The organism is Halorientalis regularis, from assembly GCF_023698535.1.
Lineage (GTDB): Archaea > Halobacteriota > Halobacteria > Halobacteriales > Haloarculaceae > Halorientalis > Halorientalis regularis.
In genome coordinates this window covers 59635-78144 of record NZ_JALJCL010000016.1, presented here as the reverse complement: position 1 = coordinate 78144, position 18510 = coordinate 59635, and the positions used below count along the sequence as shown (strand labels likewise).

Genomic DNA, 18510 nt, shown 5'->3' with positions numbered 1-18510 from the left:
GCCGGGAAGCGACCGCGGCACGGATGGCGGCGTCGTCTCAGGCCGTAACGCTCGCATCCGTCTCACAGAGACCGCTCGGCCTCCCGAATGCTAAGCCTGTCGGTGGTACCGACCCACGAGGCGAGGGTCCGCGCGGAAGTACCAGAAAATATTGCTGGCTCCTGCAGGGTCCTGTGTGTACGGTCCTCAAGAGTGACCACCACCGTGTCCCCACAGCCATGAGCCAGGACGATCCCGACGACGAGATCAGTCGCATCCTGACCCGGGGGTCGGAGTTCGAGCGGTTGCGGCTCGTCGGGGGCGTGTTCACGGGGCTCTCGCTGCGTCAGAAGGTCCGTCTCCACGGCCTCACGCTCGTCGCCCTCTCGCTCGTGTACCCCATCGCGCTGGTCCTGCCGCCGGCCGTCGGCCGCCTGTTCCCCGGCCCGCGGCCGGCGCTCGGGTCGCCGAACGTCGTCGTGCTCGGGTGTTTCGCCGCGCTCACACAGGCCTTCGCCGGCACCCTGACGTGGCTGGTCGGCCGGCGGCTCGCGCGTGCCGACGCCGACGCCGTCACCGCTCGCCGGCTCGTCGCACTGGAGAGCATCGGCTCCGTGGTCGGCTTCGGCACCGGCGGCATCGCCGCGGCCCTGACGCTCGGGTTCTTCCTCGTCAACCTCGCCGGCATCGGGACCGCACAGGCGCTTAGAGGCGCACTGGCCGGCGCACGCGGCCCGTACGCGCCGTCACAGATCGCCGTCTCCGTCCGCGCGTTCGCCGTCGTCACACTCTTCGCCGGACTGTGTCTCCTCGTCGCCGCCCGCCGGACGGCCGAGTCGCCGTCCCGCTGAGCGCCACGACCCGGACCGCAGGGGCCCGTCGCACGTCCTCGTCCCGGAGCGGTTCGTCGCTCCCGACCCGTCGGCGATCCGAGGCGGCCGCCCGACGGTCACTTCCCGTCGAGGAACTGGGCTGCCCGTTCGTGGCCAAGTTCCATCAGTTCGTCGAGGAACTCCCTATCGCGGTCGACTTTCGTCGAGCAGTGGAACCGCTCGCCCATCTCGATGCGGTGGATCTCGGTGTGGGAGAACTCCGATTCGGGGAGGTAGCCGTCGTCGATCCAGTCGTTGACGCGCTCGATGAAGGTCAGCTCCTGGTTCAGCGAGATGTTCCCCGACAGTTCGTTGCGCCGGTCCGCGATCACGTCGAGTGTGTCGGGTTCCCCCTCGAACTCCTGGGGATTGATCTGGACAATCCAGAGTTCGTCGGGTTTGCGCTCCGGCGGAACCGACATGAGAGCGTTGATCGGGGGATTCTGCGAGAACAGGCCGTCCCAGTGGTAGTGCCCGTTGATCTCGACGGCCTCGAAGAGGTTCGGGACGGCGGCCGAGGCCAGAACCGCTTCGGGCGTCACGTCCTCGTTCGTGAACGTCTCGAAGTGGCCGCCGTTCACGTCGACGGTCCCGACCACGAGTTCGGGTGATTCCCGGCCACAGAAGTTCGGGATTGACTCGAAGTCGATGTGCCGTTCCAGCGTCTCGGTGATCCGCTCTTTCCCGACTTCCGGGCCGGGAATCTGATACGGACTGACCGACGGGATCGGGAGTCCGCTGCTCTCGAGTCGGGACATTCCGGTCGCCCACTGGTTCATCACCCGGTCGGCCCAGCCGTCGGTGGCCAGGTCGTCCCAGATGGCGTCGAGGGTGTCGATAGCCTTCTCGTGGTCGCCGGTGACGATACCGTACCAGGCCGCCAGCGCGTTGTACGCGCCGCCGGAGGTGCCGCTGATGCCGACCAGCTCGTACTCGTCGTCGTCCCACACCTCCAGAAGGTGCTGGAGGACGCCCGCCGTGAACGCGGTGTGACTCCCGCCGCCCTGGCAGGCGATGGCGACGTTGGTCAGTTCGTCGCCGCTGGCACCCCCGTCGGGGACGACGCGCGGTCCGTCTCGCTCGTCGCGCTTCGCTGGATCACTCATACGTGTGGGTGTAACCGCCGTCGAACAACAGGTCTGCGCCGTTGAGATGGCTGGCGTGACTGGAGAACCCGAACGTGAACAGGTTCGCGACCTCGGCGGGTGTCATCATCTCCTTGGTGCGGGCCTGCCCGAGCATCACGTCCTCGACGACTTCCTGCTCGGAGATGCCCCGTTCCGCGGCGGTGTCCGCGATCTGGTCGACCATCAGCGGGGTCAGCACGTAGCCGACGCTGACGGAATAACCGCGCAGGCTCCCGTCGCCCTCCGCGGCGATAGCCCGAGTGAGGCCCGTGATGCCGTGCTTGGCGGTGATGTAGGCGGGCTTGTCCTTTGTCGCGTAGTGGCCGTGGACCGAGGACATATTCGCGATGGCACCGACCCCGTCGTCGGTCTCCCGGATGTGGGGCATGGCCGCCTGTGCCATCTTGAACGGGGAGCGCAGCATGATGTCGGTCAGCAGATCGTACTTCTCCATCGGGAACTCGTGGATGCCTGCGATGTGTTGCATCCCGGCGATGTTGGCGACGAATCGCAGGTCGCCCTCGTCGGCGGCCGCCGCGACGACGGCCGCCACGTCGCCGTCGTCGGTCAGATCCGTCTCGATGCCGTGAATCGTCCCCGACACGTCGAGGTCGGCGGCGATGTCTTCGGTCTCGTCCAGCCCCTCCGCGTCGATATCGGCACCGACGACGGTGAGGTCGTTGGCCGCGAGGCCCAGCGCCGTCGCGCGGCCGATGCCCGAGGCCGCGCCGGTCACGATGGCCACCGTCTCCGGACCGAAGTAGGGGTCCTCGAGAACGAGCAGGTCGTCTCTGGTCAGTTCGGGCGCGCTCAGATCGAAGTCTCCAGCCATGGACTCACCCGAAGGGACGGCTCCCTGACGGTTAACTGCACCTCACGTCAGTGTAACTCCGACGTGGACCAGGGCGACGAGTCGAGCTACCGCTCGGTAACCCAGTGAGCCCGAAGTTCGGGAACGCCTATGAGTTACTAAACGTAACCCTCTATACAGGCTGGCGATGCCAGTACGACACCCTACGATGTCAACGAACACCGCTGACCCCGGAGACGGGCTCCCCACGACCGGCCCCGCGACCGTGTCGTACGAACAGTACAGCTACGTTTCCACCGACAGCAGCGGAATCGTCTATCACGTCGACCGTCCCGAGGAGTGGATCGAAGCGGACCTGATCCTCGGTCTGGACGACTGGCAGTAACTGCGCCCGGTCGAACCGCGAGACGATAGCGCCGTCAGGGACCGACTCACTCTCGTACGTCGACACCCCCTCACTTTCATGAAAACCACGAACGCGTTGCCGAAAGACGCGATAGCGAGTATCGACGACCCGATCTTCACGACGACGTATTTCCGCGACTCCGACGACGTGATCGTCCTCGACGGGGATCCAGCCCGTGCGTATCCCCTTCGGATTCTCAGCTACCACGGGGTCGTCAACGACACCGTCGACGGTCGGACGCTCACCTTCGGTGTCTCCGGCAAACTGGCCGACGACGCCCTGGTGATGGACGACCGTGAGACCGACTCGGAGTGGCGACAGCCCTCCGGTGACTGCCTCGCCGGTCGGACGCTCACAACACTCCCGTCCACGACGACCACCTGTGGCGAGTTCCGGGCGGCCCACCCCGAGGGCGTCGTCCTCGAACCGCTCCCGGGTAATAGTGAGGGGGGCGCGCGACCCTCCGGACAGGCCTACGACATGGAGCCGTACAGCCGCTACCGGGAGGACGACGAGTTCGGCCTCTACGGGATGCGAGGCGACGGCGAGCGGCGGACGTGGGACCGAACCGACCTCGACGCCAAGACCCTCGTTCTCGGCATCACACACGACGGCGACGCGGTGGGCTATCCGCTCCCACAGGTCGAGGCGGCCGGCGGCGTCGTCACGGACACCGTCGGTGGGCGCGACGTGGTCGTCGTGGTGGGCGACGGCGAACTCCACGCGTTCGAGGACCCCGGCACGTCCTGGACCCTGACCGATGGCGAACTCACCGGAGACGGCGCGGTCTGGGACCCGAGAACGGGTGAGAGCGACGACGGCCGGCAGTTGCACCGCGTCCCCGCTCGGACGCTGTTCGCGTTCGCCTGGCAGGACGACCACGGGGCCGGGGCGTTTTACGGGCCCAACCCAAGTAGCAACGTATGACCGACGACGAGTTTCTGCATCCGAACCGCGATGCAGAGGACGAGCGATCCCGGGTGTCACGTCGGCTCCTGCTCGCCGGTTCGGCCGCCGCGGGCGTCGCGGCGACCGCGGGCTGTTCGTCGAACTCGGACACGGAGACGACCACGAATCCCTCCTCGGGGTCGGTAACGACCGCCGACACGGTGTTCGTGTTCAACACCGGCGACCGAACGATGAGCGTGATCGACGCGGAAAGCGACACTGTCGTCGGCACACCCGAACTCGGGATGACGGCATCCTTCCCCGCGAACCAGTACGCACCCGACCTGACCGACTCGGCCGCCGATCCCCTGTGGCTCAACGTCGATTCCGGCGTTCGAGCGGTGGCGGTCGGAACACTGTCACAGGTCGCGTCGGTCGATACCGGTTCCGGTGCGAACTGGCAGGAGGTCACGCCCGACGGCACCCACCTCGTGGTCAGTGCCCGCGAGCCAGCACACAGGCAGGTGCGGATCGACGCCGACCCTGAGTCGGATTCGTTCGGGACGGTCACGGCCGAACTCGACCGGACCGACGAGGGCGGCCGCGGCGACAACGACGGGCCCGGCCCCTGTGACGTGACGATCCATTCGGACGGCCAGTACGCCTACGTCCCGGACCTGTACGGCGACACACTGACCGTGATCGACGTCGAGACCTTCGAGAACGTCGAGCAGGTCGAGGTGCCCCCAGTGGTCGGTCCGGCCGGAGCGCCGTGGATGGGCACGGCCGCACCCGACGGTGAGACACTGCTCGTCGAACACAACGAGGGATCGGCCGGCACCGAGAGCATCTGGGACACGAACGACCCTGCAGCGCCCGAGGAGCGGGTCCGGCTGACCAGCGACGACGGCCTCGGCGAGCGCCCGTTGACCAGCGAGATCGGCCCGGACTCGGCGACGGGGTACGTGTTCACGCCCGGCACGAACGACGTAACCGTCGTGGACCTCGACGCTGGGACAGTGACCGACCGCATCGACGTGGGCGGCTCGGCGTTCGTCGGTACCTGGGGCCCGAACCACGAGAAACTGTACGTCCCCGTCCAGAGCAGTGACGAGGTGAAAGTCGTCGACCACGATTCGGGATCGGTGACGGCGACCATCCCCGTCGGGTCGCGACCCTACGGCGCGACGGCCGGGCGAGTCCGTCCCGGCGAGACGGTCCTGCAATCGGGGTCGTCCTCTCGCGAGAGTCTCCAGCGACGACTGGCAGACAGTGGGACGACCTACTGTATCGGCGAGTGTGCCTGCGGACACCAGTTGTAGGTGCGTCCGCCGCGTCGCGCGAATCGACAGTTGCCTCGCCCGCTGACCCCTCCTCAGGCACTGGAGCCGCCCAATCGTTCCGTGTCTCGAACATACCTCGACTCCCACTCCCGGCGGCGCTGGAGCGATTGGTGGCCCTCGTCGGTGAGGGTGTAACTGTTCGTGCGCTGGTCGTGGGTCCCCTTCTCCAGCAGGTCCTTCTCGATGAGGTCGTCGAGGTTGGGGTACAGCCGCCCGTGATTGACGTCGCCCTCGTAGTAGTCGTCGAGTTCGGCTTTGATCCCGAGCCCGTGTGGTTCGTCCATGCCAGCGGCGACGTAGAGGATGTCGCGCTGGAACGCTGTGAGGTCCTCCATTCCGGTTCGAGAATCGGTTCCAAAACAGTATCAGTACTCGGTAACGTCCGTCTCACTCGCCAACGTCCGGGAAACCGTGGCCATCCCGATGGCCGGCCGGTCCGTCACTCCGGCGACCACTCGCAGGTGTCGCCGCTCGTGAGGTCGTTCTCGTCGATGTGGGCGGACAGACACGCGTGGTTACAGAAGTACGTCGGCGAACCGCAGTCGTCCGTGCAGTCCCGGACGCAGACGGGATCGTGGTCGAAGACCCGCGAGCCACAGTATGCACACGATTCGTCGGCCTGGGGGGTCTCGATGGTCGTCGACATACGCGAACGGAAGCGACGACTCGTCGAAAAGGTTTCGTCCGTGCAGGTGACTGAGTGCGGATTCACCGGGTTACGGCGGTGTGAGCTACGGACTTAACGCCCCGTGGTGATCTGTCGAGCGTGACTCGAGTCGATCTGCTCGAACTGGACGAGATCCCCGAGGAGTATCATTACCTGTTCACCGAGGACTACCTGGGCGACCGCCACATCTTCCGCGCCTGGGCGCACAACCCCGAAGTGCTGGAGGCGACCCTGGAGTACCTGAACACGCTGTACGACCAGCTCACGCCCCGGACGAAGGAACTGGTGATCCTGACGGTCGCGTGGGCTCGCGGTGCACGCTACGAGTGGCACCAGCACGTCGACATCGCCCGGGACAAGGGCGTCACGACCGAGGAGATGCGGGCCATCGGCGGCGGCGACTTCTCCGGGTTCGACGACGCGGAGTTCGTCCTGTTGCAGTACGCGCAGGCTGTCGCGGAAGGGAACGTGACCGACCAGATCCACCGGGCGCTGACGATCCAGTACAGCGACGCCGAGATCGTCGCGGTCGGCCTGCTGGTGGACTTCTACGTCGGCCTCTGTAACTACGTGGCGTCGGTGAACCTGCCCTTCGAGGGCGGCGAGTTCGTCGGCTGGACGCCCGCAGACGAGACTGTCGACGAGCTGTTCGCATGAGGCGGACGCTCGGGACCGCGCTGGTCGGGGTCGGGTTGGTTGTCACCGTGGGGACCGCCCTCGGGTCGACGGGTGGTGGATCGGCGGTCCCGGGTGGGTTTCCAGTCGACCGGTTCCTCACCCACTGGTGGGTGTTCCCCGCCTCCGTCGCGTTCTCGACGGTCGCACTGGCCTCCGGTGTGTCGGGCGCGCTCTTTTTCAGCCCGTTCTTCATGCTCGGTGTCGGGCTCACACCCTCTCAGGCAATCGGTGCCGGCCTCATGACCGAGGTGTTCGGCATGGGCAACGGGCTGCGATCCTACGTCAAACAGCAGGTCGTCGACTTCCGGACGGCCAAGTGGCTACTGGCGGGCGCGGTCCCCGCTGTGATCGTCGGTGCCTTCGCCGCACACTTCGTCGACCCGCGGATTCTGAAGGGCATCTTCGGCGTCGGGCTGGTCGGACTCGGCGCCTTTCTCGTGTACTACGACCCGCCCGAGGAGTGCGTGCCGGGGGAGTGCGAGGGCGAATACCTGAACGAGAAGAACTCGGGCCGGGGCACGACGACCATCGAGGCGGCCGACGGCGAGACGTTCACCTACGACACCTGCTGGCGGCCGCCGGGCGTGGCGCTGTCGACGGTCGGTGCGTTCGTCACCGGCCTCATCAGCGCCGGCCTGCCCGAGATCGTCACCACGCAACTGATCGTCCGCTGTCGGATTCCACCGCGCGTGGCCGTCGCGACGAGCGTGTTCGTGCTGGCCATCGCGGCGGGTGCGGGCGCACTCGTCCACGCGCTCACGGCGACGCCGGTCTGGTACGTCGTCGCCTGGTCGATCCCCGGCGTCGTCATCGGCGGCACCGTGGGCACCCGCGTCGGCAAGTACGTACCCAGCGACCTGATGGAGGTCGGCCTCGGCGTCGTCTTCGGACTCGTCGGCCTGCTCATCCTGGTCACAGAGTTCGTGATCGCCTGACTGGCCGTTCGCGACCGCCGACCGACCTGGTTTCCCCGGTGTAACCGCATTTCCCCTAACTCAGCAGACACTTATTACCGCTGACAGTCAGTAGGTTACTAGAGGTAACCCGATTCCGGGTACTGCCTCGATCAGAAATACCATGGCTGACCCAACGATACTCGGCGGATTGGCAGGCGGATTGATCGCAACCATCGTCATGACGGTGTTCATGCTGGCACTGGGCGACGACTCGCCGCCACCGACGGCGGCGCTGTGGTCGAAGTACGTCGGTGACGGGCCGCCAGCGGAGTACATGCCACAGGGGATGGCGTTACACATGCTGTACGGTATCGGTGCCGGAGCGGCCTTCGCCGTCGCGTTCCCGTTTCTCGGCGTGAGTCTCACGCTCGCGACGGGGGTCGGGCTCGGGTTCGTCTACGGGATCGTCCTGACCGTCGTTGGGATGGTGCTGTGGATGCGGATCGTCCTGGCGATGGAGCCCGAACCGAAGACGATGGGGCTATTTTTCTTCTTCCACCTGGTCTACGGTGGCGTCCTCGGCGCGTGGCTCTCGCTGGGCCTCGTCTGATAGACCGTCGACACTCCCCCATTCGTAGTCACCCAGCCGATCCGCGACGGTCGTCTGCTCACCGTCGTCACTCGACGGTGCGACGAACGTGAGTTCCCCGTCGCGGTACTCGGCCAGCGTGAGCCGCGGAAAGACGATTCCCGTGACGGTCGTTCCGGTCAGTATCGACTTCGTGTCCCGCTTCTCGAAGCCGACGAGGTCTCGGCCGGTCTCCTCGGCCCACGTCTCGAAGGCGTCGTACCGGTCGAGGAGTCGCTCACCGGGGTCCGTCTCGGCCGTCGCGGCGCGTGGGCAGACACACTCCCCACAGAGGACGACCTCGAATCCCCGGATTCGGCTCGCCTCGTCGAGCGTTCGAAGCCGCTGGACGATACGGTCCTGTTGTTCCCGGCCCGTACTAGGTGCCAGTGAGCGACAGAAGAGTTCGATTCGCGGTGACTGCCGCGCCATCACTATCCAGCCTCGGCGGAACCGTGGTCCACACCCGTCAGCTGTCGTCGCCGATACATATCACACGGTACACCAAGCCCCCTCTTGAGAATGGCTGAGGTGGAGGTAACAGGGTGAGGAAGAGGTACAGAAGAAGTTTTAAGAACCGATACTAACACGCAGGTTACGCGACTCGTCGCCCGGTACCGATCAATGACCCCCTCACCATACCGCCTGCTCGAATTCGTCGTCGGTACCTACGACGACCTCGACCGACCGCTGACACCGGCCGACGCCGCGACCCGGTTCGGGATGCCACGCGAGCGAGCCGACGAGTGTTTCGACCGACTCGTCGAGTGTGCGCTCCTCGCGAGGATCGACGACGGGTATCGGCCGACGATCACGGCCAGAGAACTGCTGGAACTGAACATCGACGACGAGTTCGTGGTCGTGGACGCGGATCTTGACGAGTGCGATCCGGACCAACAGTAGGTTTTACTTCCTCGCTTCTGATTTTCAACACGAGAGGCTCACGCGGGTGGCCCCATCCGGATCATGACCGACGACGATACTACTGTGAACGAACCGGCCGGAGAAAACGACCTCCGTGACCGCCAGTACGGCATCTACCAGTGTAACGACTGTGAGAACGTCGTCCTGACGCTACAGGACTGTGACGGCGGGATGACCTGCCACGGACAGGTGATGGAACGCGTCACCGACGTCAACATCGACATCCAGCCACCGGACGTGAAACAGGTGTTGCTGGACGCATTCGGCCTTCCCAAGCCCGGTCTGGATATCTGCCTTTGCGTGATCGGTGAAGGGCCGATGCCACCCGCCGACGTGGCCGAGTACCTGGACTACGACGAGACGACCGTCCGTCGCTACCTCAACCGCCTGGTCGACATCGGCCTGCTGGAGAAGTCCCAGCTGAACCGAGAAGGTGGGGGATTCGTCAACGTGTATCACTCCATCGACGTGGCGGAGATGCGCAGGGACACGCTGATCGGCTTCTACGCCTGGGCGGGCGAAGCCGCGGCGCTCATCGAGGAGGCCAACCTCACCAAAGAGGAGTACCTCGACGAGGACTACTCCGAGGGGCTCAACGACATCTTCTGGGAGAAGTTCGAGAGCGGGTCGTGAGACCGCTGTCGGTCGGTTCCCGATTCTGGTATAAATACCTTCCGGTGACGCGAAGCGGTGTCACGCGTCCGGGCTGTCTTGAATACGGTCTCGGTCGTTCGACGAGACAGAGGCACTCACAATGAGTTCAGATCCTGGATTCGAACGGACCGGCGACGCTCGCGGCCCCTCGGGGCCGTTGTTCACCGGCGTCGAGGAGACGCTGCTGTCGATGCAGGAGATCGTCGGCCGGAAGTGGCAACCGATCATCGTCTACCACCTGCTCGACGACGGCCCGATGGGCTTCAGCACCCTCAAGGACCGCGTCGACGACATCTCGTCGAAGATGCTCTCGGAGAGTCTCGACGACCTGGAGGCGACGGGACTCGTCGACAGACGGCTCCTCAGCGACAAGCCGGTCCGCGTCGAATACGAACTCACCGAGGACGGCCGCTCCCTCGAACCGCTCATCACCGAGATGGTCAACTGGGGGGCCGAACACGACGTGACTGCCGACGAATCCGAAACGGCGGGGCAATCCGAGATACTCGTGGAGGGCGAGTAGATGCCCCACCACGACCTCCTCGTGATCGGTGGCGGCACCGGCAACAACGTCGCGGCGGCGGGAGCCGACGCCGGACTCGACACCGCACTGATCGAACCGGGACCGCTCGGTGGTACCTGTCTCAACCGCGGCTGTAACCCCTCGAAGATGCTGATTCAGGCGGCGACCGCGGCCAACCACGTCCGTGACGCCGAAAAGTTCCACCTCGACGCCTCGCTGGACGGCGTGGACTTCGCCGGGATCGTCGACGACATGGACGAGACGCTGTCGGCGCTGGCCGACGGGATGGAAGCCAGTTACCGCGAGAAAGACGACCTGACGATCTACGACGACTACGCGGAGTTCGTCGACGAGCGCACGCTCGACGTCGGCGGAACGAAGGTCAGCGCCGACAAGGTGGTCGTCGCGGCCGGGAGTCGGCCCCTGGTCCCGCCCATCGACGGACTGGACGACGTGGAGTATCTGACCAGCCAGGACGCGCTCTACCTGCGCGAACAGCCCGATTCGCTGGTGATCCTCGGCGGCGGCTACATCGCCGTCGAACTGGGCTACTTCTTCGAGTCGCTGGGCACCGACGTGACCATCGTCGAGATGATGGACTCGCTCGTCCCCCGCGAGGACCCCGACGTGTCCGAGGCGTTCACCGAGATCGCGAGCCAGCGCCACGACGTGTACACCGGCCACCGCGTCACGGCCGTCGAATCCGACGGCGAGATGGTCACGGCACACGCCGAGACCGAAACCGGCGACGGGATTTCGGTGACCGGCGACGAACTGCTCGTCGCGCTCGGTCGGCGGCCCAACACCGACAGCCTCGCCGTCGAGGCCGGTGGGATCGAGACAGACGACGACGGGTTCGTCGTCACGAACGACCGGCTCGAAACGTCGGCGGAGAACGTCTGGGCGCAGGGCGACATCGCCGACAACGCGATGTTCAAACACTCGGGCGACTACGAGACCCAGGTCACAATCGAGAACGTCGTCCACGGCGGCGACGCGACCGCCGACTTCACCGCGATGCCCCACGCCATCTTCACCGAACCGCAGATGGCCGGCGTCGGCGAGACCGAGGCGGAACTCGAGGCGGACGGGACGGAGTACGTCGTCGGCCGCGCGGATCTGCCGGACACGCCGATGGGTCGCGCGAAGAAACTCGACGACGGGTTCGTGAAGGTGCTCGCGGCCCCGGACGGCGAGATCCTGGGCTGTCACGCGCTGGGCTACGAGGCCTCGACGATGATCCACGAGGTCGTCGTCGCGATGCGTGCCGGGTCCGGGCAGGTCTCGGATATCACCGACACCATCCACGCCCATCCGACGCTGAACAAGGTCGTCGAGTACGCCTTCGACGACGTGCCGGTGTGATCTCCCACCGTTCGGGTGGGACCGACACAGCAAGAATAATCCATGTTCGGGCTACTTCGACCCGTCTGTGACGTGATTTCGTAGACGTTCTTTCTCGCGTCGGGGATGTATATATCCGAGGTGACCAGCTCGTTCTCTTCGAGCTTCGTCAGTGCGTAGCGGACGGTTCTGGGTGAGAGCATCGTTTCGGATACCAGGTCCCCCTGTGTCCGTCGACCCTCGTAGGCGAGGACGAGATACACGAGTTTCGCACTCGGCGGCAACGGTTCCAGCCTGTCGCTGTGTGGCGCTTCGAGCGCGCTCAACTGTAATCGTGCGTGTGGCATTGGACGGCGACCCCGTTTCTGACGGGCGAAGATGCGATCACCGCTCATATAGGGTCACCTGACGCCGAGGTAACGACCCCCGTCCCTCGAACGACTTAGCAGTCGACGAGATCGCAGTCGAAGACGAACGACTCCTGTAACGCGTCGACTTCGGCGAGCAGTGTTTCGACATCCGGTCGGTCCCCCGGCGTTTCGCCCTCGTACGTGTAGACGACTTCGGGCTCGACGTCTCGCGTGTCGAGGATGACGCTCTCCGGCATCCGGCCGATCATGTCGTGAAGCTGGCCGAGCGCCCCGAACCGCGTGGGCTGGTCGTACTTCTCCGCCACGTCTTTCTCGGGGTCTGCCAGCAACGGGAACGGAAGGTCGAACGATTCCTGCCACTCGGCGGCTCTGTCACGCGGCTCGGGGAGGATCGGGACGACGACCGCGTTCAATTCGGCAAACGACTGCGCCTGTTTCGCGACGGTCCGTACCTGTGATTTGCATTTCGGACAGTGGTAGTCCCGTAACAGGAGCAAAATTGCGAAATCGGCACGCTCCCCGATTCGGGCGAGTGACAGCGGGTCCGGCCCGACCCCCACGTTCGGGAGTTCGAATTCGGGTGGCCGTGGCTCGATAGTGGGCTCGGTCTCTGACATGGGAGAACGGTCGCTCTCCAGAAACATCAACGTTCGATAACGTCTGTGTGAGAACGTGAGCAGCGGGAAACGAGGCTACCGCGCAGTAACCGGAATGACTTCCCTGTCCGCGCTGGCGAGTGCCGCCGACGGAATCGATCCGTGACGGATCTGTCCCGGTGTGGATGACGTGGTCCCGTGCAGCACGGCAGTCTCTACTCTTTCGTGCTGGAGACCGGGACCCAGCCGCTCAGTAGCCGCGGGGTGCGCGAGATGTGCCGTCAGGACTCGCGCCACTTGTGGTCACACTCGACGCAGGTGAACAGCCGAACCTCGTAGGAGCCGCCCGGCTTCGGCAGCATCTCGTAGTGCGCCCGCTCGCTGTCGCAGTCCTCGGCCGGACAGGGCTCCTGCACCGTCTCGGTGGAGCCCTGGGTCGCGTCGGCCACGTCGGGTCCCCCGTCGTCCCGCTGTCCATCCTGGGTCGTCATCGCCGCTTCCGCTTGCGAGTCCCGCGGTTCCTCGTTCTCACAGGAGCGACACACCCACCTGTCGTCTTCCGTGTGCATCAGCGACCCACACTCGTCACAGAACTGCATATAACTGGGAGTACACGGCTGTCGGAATATATGTTAACTTCCGATCTGTCGGGGATGCCGGGCAGCTGCGCATCGAGGAATCCCGTCGAACGGGCGTGTAGCTGTCACTGGGAGCGACGCCGCGTCGGACTGATTCCAGCGACGGCACAGGACTGTGAGTCGTCGTGTCGTCCCGGCCCGCTCGGATGCCGTAGAGTGCCCGGCCGTATCCTCGAGGGAATCCCGCTCAGACGTTTTCCTCTGCTTCGAACTTCGCGTCCGTCTCCCTCAAATTCCCCGCCTTTCCTTCGCCGCAAAGTACACCGGCGATGAGGCCGAGGATGCCACCCTCGTCTTCTGTCGCCTCCTCGCCCTCGATACCGATGTCGACGGCGCAATGATAGCGATGACTCTCGTGACCGGTGAGCCGTTCGAGTGCACCGGAATCGAGCCAGACACCTACAGGCTCTCGATTTAGGTCTCCCTAAACTTCGAAAGCGGTTTACGTATTTAGGCGAGCCTAAACCGTATGGATCGATCACGACGTGACGTGACGCGCAGGACGTGCGTGAGGACGGGCGCTGCTGCCATCGGTGGTGGGGCGCTGGCCGGTTGTAGTAGTCCGGTTGGCGGGGACAGCGGGACGACACCCGAGGGTTCCGCGGACCCGTACACAGTAGCGATGGCACCGATGGGGGCCGTCGAGTTCGAGGCGGTCCCGGAGACGTGGATGGCCTACTTCAGCACGTACGGGGATATGGGGATCGCGCTCGGCCAACTCGACGGACTCTCCGGCCTCGTCTTCACGGAGAACTGGCCGATCCAGCTTTACGACGCGCTCCCGGGAGTCGACGTATCCTTCGACGGGATCCAGCAGCTGATGGGTGAGAACGGTATCGACAAAGAGGTGTTCTACGAGCTGGGGTGTGATGTGCACCTGTTCGATCCCAACCACCTCCAGCGGCTGGCGGACGGGCTCTCGCCGTCGGACTTCGACGACATCGACCAGCAGGTGGGACCCATCGTTGGCAACTCGATCCGCCGTCGCGGGCAGGACTGGCACGACTACCGCTACTATTCGCTGTACGAGGCCTTCGAGAAGATCGCCGACGTGTTTCAGGAACGCGAGCGGTACGAGGCGATCGAGTCGGTCCACGACTCGTTCATCGAGGACGTGCAATCGCGCCTGCCACGGGACGGAGACCGGCCGGAGATCGGACTCCTGTCGATCAACTCCGATTTCGAGAACGGTTCGTTCTACGCCTATCCCATCGGCGAGGGCAACGGGAAAAAACCGTATCAGGACCTCGGGATTCGGGACGCCTTCGGCCCCCACATCGAGGGGGGCTACGCGCAGTGGGATTACGAGCAGATCCTCGAAATCGACCCTGACGTGCTGGTGTTCTCGTACGGGCTCTCTCACGCGTCGAAGGCCGAGTTCGAGGACCGGATTGCGAAGATGCGAGCGGACCCAGTGGGCCAGCAACTCTCGGCGGTCGAGGACGGCCGGCTCTACCGCGGTGGCACGGCCTATCAGGGCCCGATCATCAACCTGCTCCAGACCGAGATCGCGGCCAAGCAGTTCTATCCCGACGAGTTCGGGGAGTGGCGCGGGGTCGAGGCGCTCTCGAACGAGGACGCACAGCTGTTCGACCATCAGCAGATTGCGGACGCAATTACGGGGGATCGCTAACGATGACCGACGACACGACTCGATGGACGACGCCGACGCGCAGGGACGCACTGAAATGCGGCACTGCACTCGCCGCCAGCGGTGGGCTCGCGGGCTGTTCGAGTATCCTCGGTGGGGAGACCGACGACACCGACTCCGGGTCGGGCGCGTACACGGTGTCGATGTCGCCGATGGGCGAGGTCACGTTCGAGGACCCGCCGGAGACGGTCTTCACGCGCCTGACCCATCACGCCGACATGGCGTTCGCCCTCGGTCGCGGTGACTCCATCACTGCGATGCACGCGCCGGACTACTACGACGGCCTCTGGAACCAGTTCGTCGCGCGGTTGCCCGGTGTCACGCTGGACTGGAAAGGATTATACTCCTCGTGGAAGCCGAGCAAGGAGAAACTCTACGAACTGAACAGCGACGTCCACCTCGCGGACCCGGCCTGGATCGCCATACAGGACGCCTGGAGCCGCGAGGACTTCGAGGAGGTCACGAACAACATCTCGCCGTGGGTCGGCAACTCGCTGAGCGACCGCCACGCCGAACCGGCCCCGGGCTGGCAGGAGGGGTACGAGTACTACACCCTCTGGGAGCAGTTCGAGATCGTCGCCGACATGTTCAAAGAGCGGAAACGGTACGAGAAACTGGCCGCGGTCCACGACGACCTCACGTCGACCATCGAGTCGGGCCTCCCGCCCGAATCCGAGCGACCGTCGGCAGTGATGCTCGCCTCGGCCGATCTGGACGAAATTTACGCGTACACGGTGAGAAACCCTGGATTCCTGACTGCCCACCTGCGGCCGTTCGGGGTCTCGGACGCCTTCGACGGCGAGATCGAGACGAACACGGTCGTCGACTTCGAGACGCTGCTTTCGGCCGACCCCGACGTGATTTTCTTCCTCGGCGGCTTCGAACCGGGAACGAGTCTGCCCAAACGGAAGGAGGCGCTCCGGTCGGACCCCGTCGCCTCGGAAATCACCGCGGTCCAGAGCGGGCGGATGTATCCCCAGGGCGCCCGCTACCAGGGCCCGATCCTGCACCTCTTCCAGCTAGAGATGACTGCCAAGCAACTCTATCCGGACGCCTTCGGCGAGTGGCCACCCTACGAGGAGGGGCCGTATCCGGAGATTCCAGCGGCGGAACGGTTGTTCGACCGTAAGCAGGTCGCGGCCGCGATCCGCGGCGAGGTGTAGCCGTGTCGAACACCCACACTGCGAGTGACGGGAATGCGACCACCCGTGCCGAGACCATCAGGTGGGCCCGTGAGCGGATCGAGGACCACCGAACGGACGACGGCGAGTTCGTCGTCGCCTGCCGCGACACGGGTGTCCGCCCCGAACCGGTGACCGACGCGCGGTTCGCGTCGTACGCCGACGCGGAGCGAGCGTGTTCGGCGGCCCGCCAGTACCGTGCCGCGATGCGGGAACTGGACCCCGAGTTGACCCAGCACGACTTCGTGGTCTCGACGGTCGATGACGGTGCGGTCGAACTCGCCGCGGTCCGGGAGGCGACCGACAGCCGACGGGCGAACGGCCTGCCCCACTCCCGACAGACCGTGACGCTGGCCGGCAGCGGCAACGACGAGTGGCTGCGCGTCGAGAACGGGCCGGTCGTCCACTTTACCGGCCCGGATTCCCTGCTCGACGACGAGTTCGTCACGCGGCAACTCGACTCCAAACTGGGTGAGGACGCGTGACCGGGGACGACGCCGACCGGCGGACTACGGAAACCGTGATCGTCGGCGGTGGACCCGCGGGCGCGTCGGCGGCCGTGTTCTGTGCCCGGGCCGGCATCGAGACGCTTGTGTTCGACCGCGGTCGCTCCTCGCTCAAGCGCTGTGCCCATCTGGAGAACTACCTGGGGTTCCCGGGCGGGATCGACGTGGAGACGTTCTACGAACTGGCGCGGGTCCAGCTGCGCGAGGCCGGTGCCGAGCTGGTTTCGGATCTCGTCGAATCGGTCACCCGCACCGACACCGGATTCCGCGTCGAAACACAGCAGGGTCGCGTCGTCGAGACCGACCGGGTCGTCGCGGCGGCGAAGTACGACGCCGACTACCTCCGACCGCTCGGGACCCAGGACGCGATGTTCACGACGCACGAGCACGACGGCGAGAGCGAGGCGTACTTCGACCGCGAGTATCCCGACGACGACGGCCGGACACCCATCGAGGGGCTGTACGTCGCTGGCCCGCTCGCCGGCGTGACCGACCAGGCCATCGTCGCCGCCGGGCACGGCGCGACGGTCGCGCGCACCCTGATCGCTGACGCGCGCCGCGAGGACGGCTACTGGGACGCGGTCGCCGACCGCATCGACTGGGTGCGCCGGGAAGCCGAACTCGACGACGAGTGGACCGACCGCGAGCGCTGGCGCGAGTGGTTCGACAGTCTGGTGCCCGACGATCTCGACCGCGACGCCGAGACGGTCGAGCGAATTCGGGAAACAGTCATCGACGAGAAACTGGCGGCGTACGTCTCCGAGACCGAGCGGAATCGCCGTGCAGAGCGCGGCCACCGCCGACTGGCTGGCACCCTCGACGATGCCGCGCTCGTCGACGGACTCGACGATCCGATGGTCGTCCTCGACTCGCTCGACGACGATACGATCCGTTCGTACCTCGACGAATCATGAGCGGGGCCGGGGACGACGAGTCGGTCACTCGCTGCCCACCGCGAGCGATTGGCAGGCAGCATCGCCGACGAGGGGTGAACCCGTGACCGACACCGCGACCAGGATCGACCAGTACCTGCTCGCCCTGTACGTCGAGCAACAGCGCCGCTCGCCGCCGATTCCGTCGGGCCGGCTCGCGGACCGCCTCGACAAGTCGCCGGCGGCGACGACCGAGATGTGCCAGCGGCTCGACTCGAAGGGGCTGATCACCTACGAACCGTACGAGGGGGCGACGCTCACGGCCGAGGGCCGGTCGCGGGCCGCCGACCTGCACGAGCGGTACGTCACGCTCTCGTGGTTCTTCCGGGACGTACTCGACCTCGACGACCACGAGACGGGGGCGATGCGGTTGGCCGGCTCGGTCAGTCCCGACACTGCGGCCCGCCTCGCCTTCCTGCTGCTGGCCGACGACGCACCGACAGCCTCGGAATCGTCTCCGTAGCCACCGCTGTTCGGGAGCGACGGAAAAATTGGTGCCGTCCTGTCGACGGGGAGGGCAGCACCCGCGTCGGTGCGGGTGACGGGACAGTCAGGTCGGTTTCGTTGCTGTCGATCGGTTCGTCTTCGGTTTCGTTCTCTGCGTCCTTCTCGTCGGTGTCGTCCTCGGGAATCTTCGCTTCGGTGTCCCCGGCTTCGTCACCGGCGGTGTCGCGCTCGGCGTCGGGGCCTCCGGAGCGACGCGACCGGACGGGTCGCCGGGCGACTGATCGCCCTCACTCGCTCTCGACGACGTGATGCGGGCCGAGCGGCCCGTGTTCCGGGCAGGTCCCGACGATGGGTGTGGCGTTGCAACAGCCGACCCGGCGGCCGGTGGCGACGAGCCCGGTCGTCAGGTCCGACCCGCAGAGCCGACAGCGTGGTGTCTCGCCCATCG

25 protein-coding genes and 1 pseudogene are annotated in these 18510 nt (G+C 65.7%); 17 read left to right on the top strand and 9 right to left on the bottom strand.

What is annotated here, in order from left to right; genetic code table 11:
• Nucleotides 1-218 precede the first annotated feature (218 nt).
• Complete coding sequence (locus MU521_RS18235; protein WP_092694350.1) at nt 219-830, top strand: hypothetical protein; 612 nt, start codon at nt 219-221, stop codon at nt 828-830.
• Nucleotides 831-928: 98 nt separating this feature from the next.
• Here MU521_RS18235 and MU521_RS18230 read toward each other — a convergent pair whose 3' ends face one another.
• Together MU521_RS18230 and MU521_RS18225 are read right to left on the bottom strand one after the other, a co-directional pair.
• Nucleotides 929-1957, bottom strand: coding sequence for a patatin-like phospholipase family protein (locus MU521_RS18230; protein WP_092694348.1), 1029 nt, complete (start codon nt 1955-1957; stop codon nt 929-931).
• Nucleotides 1950-2810 carry an SDR family oxidoreductase gene (locus MU521_RS18225; RefSeq protein WP_092694346.1) on the bottom strand — a complete coding sequence of 287 codons (861 nt, stop codon included), beginning with the start codon at nt 2808-2810 and terminating at the stop codon, nt 1950-1952. The genes MU521_RS18230 and MU521_RS18225 overlap by 8 nt, the downstream gene beginning before the upstream one ends.
• A 187-nt stretch (nt 2811-2997) precedes the next feature.
• Between MU521_RS18225 and MU521_RS18220 the strand changes: the two genes are divergently transcribed.
• From MU521_RS18220 to MU521_RS18210, 3 genes are all read left to right on the top strand, one after another.
• Nucleotides 2998-3174 carry a hypothetical protein gene (locus MU521_RS18220; RefSeq protein ID WP_175452918.1) on the top strand — a complete coding sequence of 59 codons (177 nt, stop codon included), beginning with the start codon at nt 2998-3000 and terminating at the stop codon, nt 3172-3174.
• A gap of 78 nt (nt 3175-3252) precedes the next feature.
• Nucleotides 3253-4122: a DUF3179 domain-containing (seleno)protein gene (locus MU521_RS18215; RefSeq protein WP_092694344.1), complete on the top strand. Its 870-nt coding sequence runs from the start codon at nt 3253-3255 to the stop codon at nt 4120-4122.
• Complete coding sequence (locus tag MU521_RS18210; protein ID WP_092694342.1) at nt 4119-5405, top strand: YncE family protein; 1287 nt, start codon at nt 4119-4121, stop codon at nt 5403-5405. Before MU521_RS18215 ends, MU521_RS18210 begins: the two co-directional genes overlap by 4 nt.
• Before the next feature lie 53 nt (nt 5406-5458).
• Here MU521_RS18210 and MU521_RS18205 read toward each other — a convergent pair whose 3' ends face one another.
• Both MU521_RS18205 and MU521_RS18200 read right to left on the bottom strand, forming a co-directional pair.
• A complete protein-coding gene (locus MU521_RS18205; protein ID WP_092694340.1) occupies nt 5459-5761 on the bottom strand; it encodes a PadR family transcriptional regulator in 303 nt (100 codons plus the stop codon).
• A gap of 104 nt (nt 5762-5865) precedes the next feature.
• A complete protein-coding gene (locus MU521_RS18200) occupies nt 5866-6072 on the bottom strand; it encodes a hypothetical protein (RefSeq protein ID WP_092694338.1) in 207 nt (68 codons plus the stop codon).
• A gap of 120 nt (nt 6073-6192) precedes the next feature.
• On the opposite strand from MU521_RS18200, the gene MU521_RS18195 reads away from it, so the two are divergent.
• The 3 genes from MU521_RS18195 to MU521_RS18185 all read left to right on the top strand — a co-directional run bounded on the left by MU521_RS18195 (nt 6193) and on the right by MU521_RS18185 (nt 8277).
• Nucleotides 6193-6750, top strand: a complete 558-nt coding sequence (locus MU521_RS18195; RefSeq protein WP_092694336.1) for a carboxymuconolactone decarboxylase family protein — start codon at nt 6193-6195, stop codon at nt 6748-6750.
• A complete protein-coding gene (locus tag MU521_RS18190) occupies nt 6747-7706 on the top strand; it encodes a sulfite exporter TauE/SafE family protein (protein ID WP_092694334.1) in 960 nt (319 codons plus the stop codon). The genes MU521_RS18195 and MU521_RS18190 overlap by 4 nt, the downstream gene beginning before the upstream one ends.
• Nucleotides 7707-7848: 142 nt before the next feature.
• The gene (locus tag MU521_RS18185) at nt 7849-8277 is read left to right on the top strand and encodes a hypothetical protein (protein ID WP_092694332.1); all 429 of its coding nucleotides are present in this window, start codon (nt 7849-7851) and stop codon (nt 8275-8277) included.
• Here the strand turns inward: MU521_RS18185 and MU521_RS18180 are convergent.
• Nucleotides 8209-8727 (bottom strand): HTH domain-containing protein, encoded by a 519-nt coding sequence (locus MU521_RS18180; protein ID WP_175452917.1) that lies wholly within the window; start codon nt 8725-8727, stop codon nt 8209-8211. The two genes, MU521_RS18185 and MU521_RS18180, sit on opposite strands and share 69 nt — an antisense overlap.
• 192 nt (nt 8728-8919) lie before the next feature.
• Between MU521_RS18180 and MU521_RS18175 the strand changes: the two genes are divergently transcribed.
• The 4 genes from MU521_RS18175 (at nt 8920) to MU521_RS18160 (ending at nt 11761) form a co-directional block, all read left to right on the top strand.
• The gene (locus MU521_RS18175; RefSeq protein ID WP_092694330.1) at nt 8920-9198 is read left to right on the top strand and encodes a helix-turn-helix domain-containing protein; all 279 of its coding nucleotides are present in this window, start codon (nt 8920-8922) and stop codon (nt 9196-9198) included.
• A 63-nt stretch (nt 9199-9261) separates the two neighbouring features.
• Nucleotides 9262-9852: a helix-turn-helix domain-containing protein gene (locus MU521_RS18170; RefSeq protein ID WP_092694328.1), complete on the top strand. Its 591-nt coding sequence runs from the start codon at nt 9262-9264 to the stop codon at nt 9850-9852.
• A 121-nt stretch (nt 9853-9973) separates the two neighbouring features.
• Nucleotides 9974-10396 carry a winged helix-turn-helix transcriptional regulator gene (locus tag MU521_RS18165; protein ID WP_092694326.1) on the top strand — a complete coding sequence of 141 codons (423 nt, stop codon included), beginning with the start codon at nt 9974-9976 and terminating at the stop codon, nt 10394-10396.
• Complete coding sequence (locus MU521_RS18160) at nt 10397-11761, top strand: dihydrolipoyl dehydrogenase (RefSeq protein ID WP_092694324.1); 1365 nt, start codon at nt 10397-10399, stop codon at nt 11759-11761.
• 26 nt (nt 11762-11787) lie between these two features.
• Here the strand turns inward: MU521_RS18160 and MU521_RS21865 are convergent.
• From MU521_RS21865 to MU521_RS18145, 3 genes and pseudogenes are all read right to left on the bottom strand, one after another.
• Nucleotides 11788-12087: pseudogene (locus tag MU521_RS21865) on the bottom strand (hypothetical protein); the annotation flags it as partial.
• A 95-nt stretch (nt 12088-12182) separates the two neighbouring features.
• Nucleotides 12183-12728, bottom strand: a complete 546-nt coding sequence (locus MU521_RS18150) for a peroxiredoxin family protein (RefSeq protein WP_092694322.1) — start codon at nt 12726-12728, stop codon at nt 12183-12185.
• 260 nt (nt 12729-12988) lie between these two features.
• Nucleotides 12989-13306, bottom strand: a complete 318-nt coding sequence (locus MU521_RS18145; protein ID WP_092694320.1) for an RPA12/RPB9/RPC11 RNA polymerase family protein — start codon at nt 13304-13306, stop codon at nt 12989-12991.
• A gap of 154 nt (nt 13307-13460) precedes the next feature.
• Between MU521_RS18145 and MU521_RS18140 the strand changes: the two genes are divergently transcribed.
• The 6 genes from MU521_RS18140 to MU521_RS18115 all read left to right on the top strand — a co-directional run bounded on the left by MU521_RS18140 (nt 13461) and on the right by MU521_RS18115 (nt 18078).
• The gene (locus MU521_RS18140; protein ID WP_092694318.1) at nt 13461-13763 is read left to right on the top strand and encodes a hypothetical protein; all 303 of its coding nucleotides are present in this window, start codon (nt 13461-13463) and stop codon (nt 13761-13763) included.
• 51 nt (nt 13764-13814) lie between these two features.
• Nucleotides 13815-14978 (top strand): ABC transporter substrate-binding protein, encoded by a 1164-nt coding sequence (locus MU521_RS18135; RefSeq protein WP_092694316.1) that lies wholly within the window; start codon nt 13815-13817, stop codon nt 14976-14978.
• A gap of 2 nt (nt 14979-14980) precedes the next feature.
• Nucleotides 14981-16159, top strand: coding sequence for an ABC transporter substrate-binding protein (locus MU521_RS18130; protein WP_092694314.1), 1179 nt, complete (start codon nt 14981-14983; stop codon nt 16157-16159).
• Between the two features lie 2 nt (nt 16160-16161).
• On the top strand, nt 16162-16662 hold the full coding sequence (locus MU521_RS18125; protein ID WP_092694312.1) for a DUF7552 domain-containing protein: 501 nt from the start codon (nt 16162-16164) through the stop codon (nt 16660-16662).
• Nucleotides 16659-17597, top strand: a complete 939-nt coding sequence (locus tag MU521_RS18120; protein ID WP_092694310.1) for an FAD-dependent oxidoreductase — start codon at nt 16659-16661, stop codon at nt 17595-17597. The genes MU521_RS18125 and MU521_RS18120 overlap by 4 nt, the downstream gene beginning before the upstream one ends.
• 82 nt (nt 17598-17679) lie before the next feature.
• On the top strand, nt 17680-18078 hold the full coding sequence (locus tag MU521_RS18115) for a metal-dependent transcriptional regulator (RefSeq protein WP_245681210.1): 399 nt from the start codon (nt 17680-17682) through the stop codon (nt 18076-18078).
• A gap of 271 nt (nt 18079-18349) precedes the next feature.
• Here MU521_RS18115 and MU521_RS18110 read toward each other — a convergent pair whose 3' ends face one another.
• A complete protein-coding gene (locus MU521_RS18110; RefSeq protein WP_175452916.1) occupies nt 18350-18508 on the bottom strand; it encodes a hypothetical protein in 159 nt (52 codons plus the stop codon).
• Between the last annotated feature and the right edge of the window lie 2 nt (nt 18509-18510).

What these genes read in the sequence shown, in the direction of transcription:
- MU521_RS18235 (WP_092694350.1), top strand. Translation starts at nt 219, where the DNA reads ATGAGCCAGGACGATCCCGACGACGAGATCAGTCGCATCCTGACCCGG.
- MU521_RS18230 (WP_092694348.1), bottom strand. Translation starts at nt 1,957, where the DNA reads ATGAGTGATCCAGCGAAGCGCGACGAGCGAGACGGACCGCGCGTCGTC.
- MU521_RS18225 (WP_092694346.1), bottom strand. Translation starts at nt 2,810, where the DNA reads ATGGCTGGAGACTTCGATCTGAGCGCGCCCGAACTGACCAGAGACGAC.
- MU521_RS18220 (WP_175452918.1), top strand. Translation starts at nt 2,998, where the DNA reads ATGTCAACGAACACCGCTGACCCCGGAGACGGGCTCCCCACGACCGGC.
- MU521_RS18215 (WP_092694344.1), top strand. Translation starts at nt 3,253, where the DNA reads ATGAAAACCACGAACGCGTTGCCGAAAGACGCGATAGCGAGTATCGAC.
- MU521_RS18210 (WP_092694342.1), top strand. Translation starts at nt 4,119, where the DNA reads ATGACCGACGACGAGTTTCTGCATCCGAACCGCGATGCAGAGGACGAG.
- MU521_RS18205 (WP_092694340.1), bottom strand. Translation starts at nt 5,761, where the DNA reads ATGGAGGACCTCACAGCGTTCCAGCGCGACATCCTCTACGTCGCCGCT.
- MU521_RS18200 (WP_092694338.1), bottom strand. Translation starts at nt 6,072, where the DNA reads ATGTCGACGACCATCGAGACCCCCCAGGCCGACGAATCGTGTGCATAC.
- MU521_RS18190 (WP_092694334.1), top strand. Translation starts at nt 6,747, where the DNA reads ATGAGGCGGACGCTCGGGACCGCGCTGGTCGGGGTCGGGTTGGTTGTC.
- MU521_RS18185 (WP_092694332.1), top strand. Translation starts at nt 7,849, where the DNA reads ATGGCTGACCCAACGATACTCGGCGGATTGGCAGGCGGATTGATCGCA.
- MU521_RS18180 (WP_175452917.1), bottom strand. Translation starts at nt 8,727, where the DNA reads ATGGCGCGGCAGTCACCGCGAATCGAACTCTTCTGTCGCTCACTGGCA.
- MU521_RS18175 (WP_092694330.1), top strand. Translation starts at nt 8,920, where the DNA reads ATGACCCCCTCACCATACCGCCTGCTCGAATTCGTCGTCGGTACCTAC.
- MU521_RS18170 (WP_092694328.1), top strand. Translation starts at nt 9,262, where the DNA reads ATGACCGACGACGATACTACTGTGAACGAACCGGCCGGAGAAAACGAC.
- MU521_RS18165 (WP_092694326.1), top strand. Translation starts at nt 9,974, where the DNA reads ATGAGTTCAGATCCTGGATTCGAACGGACCGGCGACGCTCGCGGCCCC.
- MU521_RS18160 (WP_092694324.1), top strand. Translation starts at nt 10,397, where the DNA reads ATGCCCCACCACGACCTCCTCGTGATCGGTGGCGGCACCGGCAACAAC.
- MU521_RS18150 (WP_092694322.1), bottom strand. Translation starts at nt 12,728, where the DNA reads ATGTCAGAGACCGAGCCCACTATCGAGCCACGGCCACCCGAATTCGAA.
- MU521_RS18145 (WP_092694320.1), bottom strand. Translation starts at nt 13,306, where the DNA reads ATGCAGTTCTGTGACGAGTGTGGGTCGCTGATGCACACGGAAGACGAC.
- MU521_RS18135 (WP_092694316.1), top strand. Translation starts at nt 13,815, where the DNA reads ATGGATCGATCACGACGTGACGTGACGCGCAGGACGTGCGTGAGGACG.
- MU521_RS18130 (WP_092694314.1), top strand. Translation starts at nt 14,981, where the DNA reads ATGACCGACGACACGACTCGATGGACGACGCCGACGCGCAGGGACGCA.
- MU521_RS18110 (WP_175452916.1), bottom strand. Translation starts at nt 18,508, where the DNA reads ATGGGCGAGACACCACGCTGTCGGCTCTGCGGGTCGGACCTGACGACC.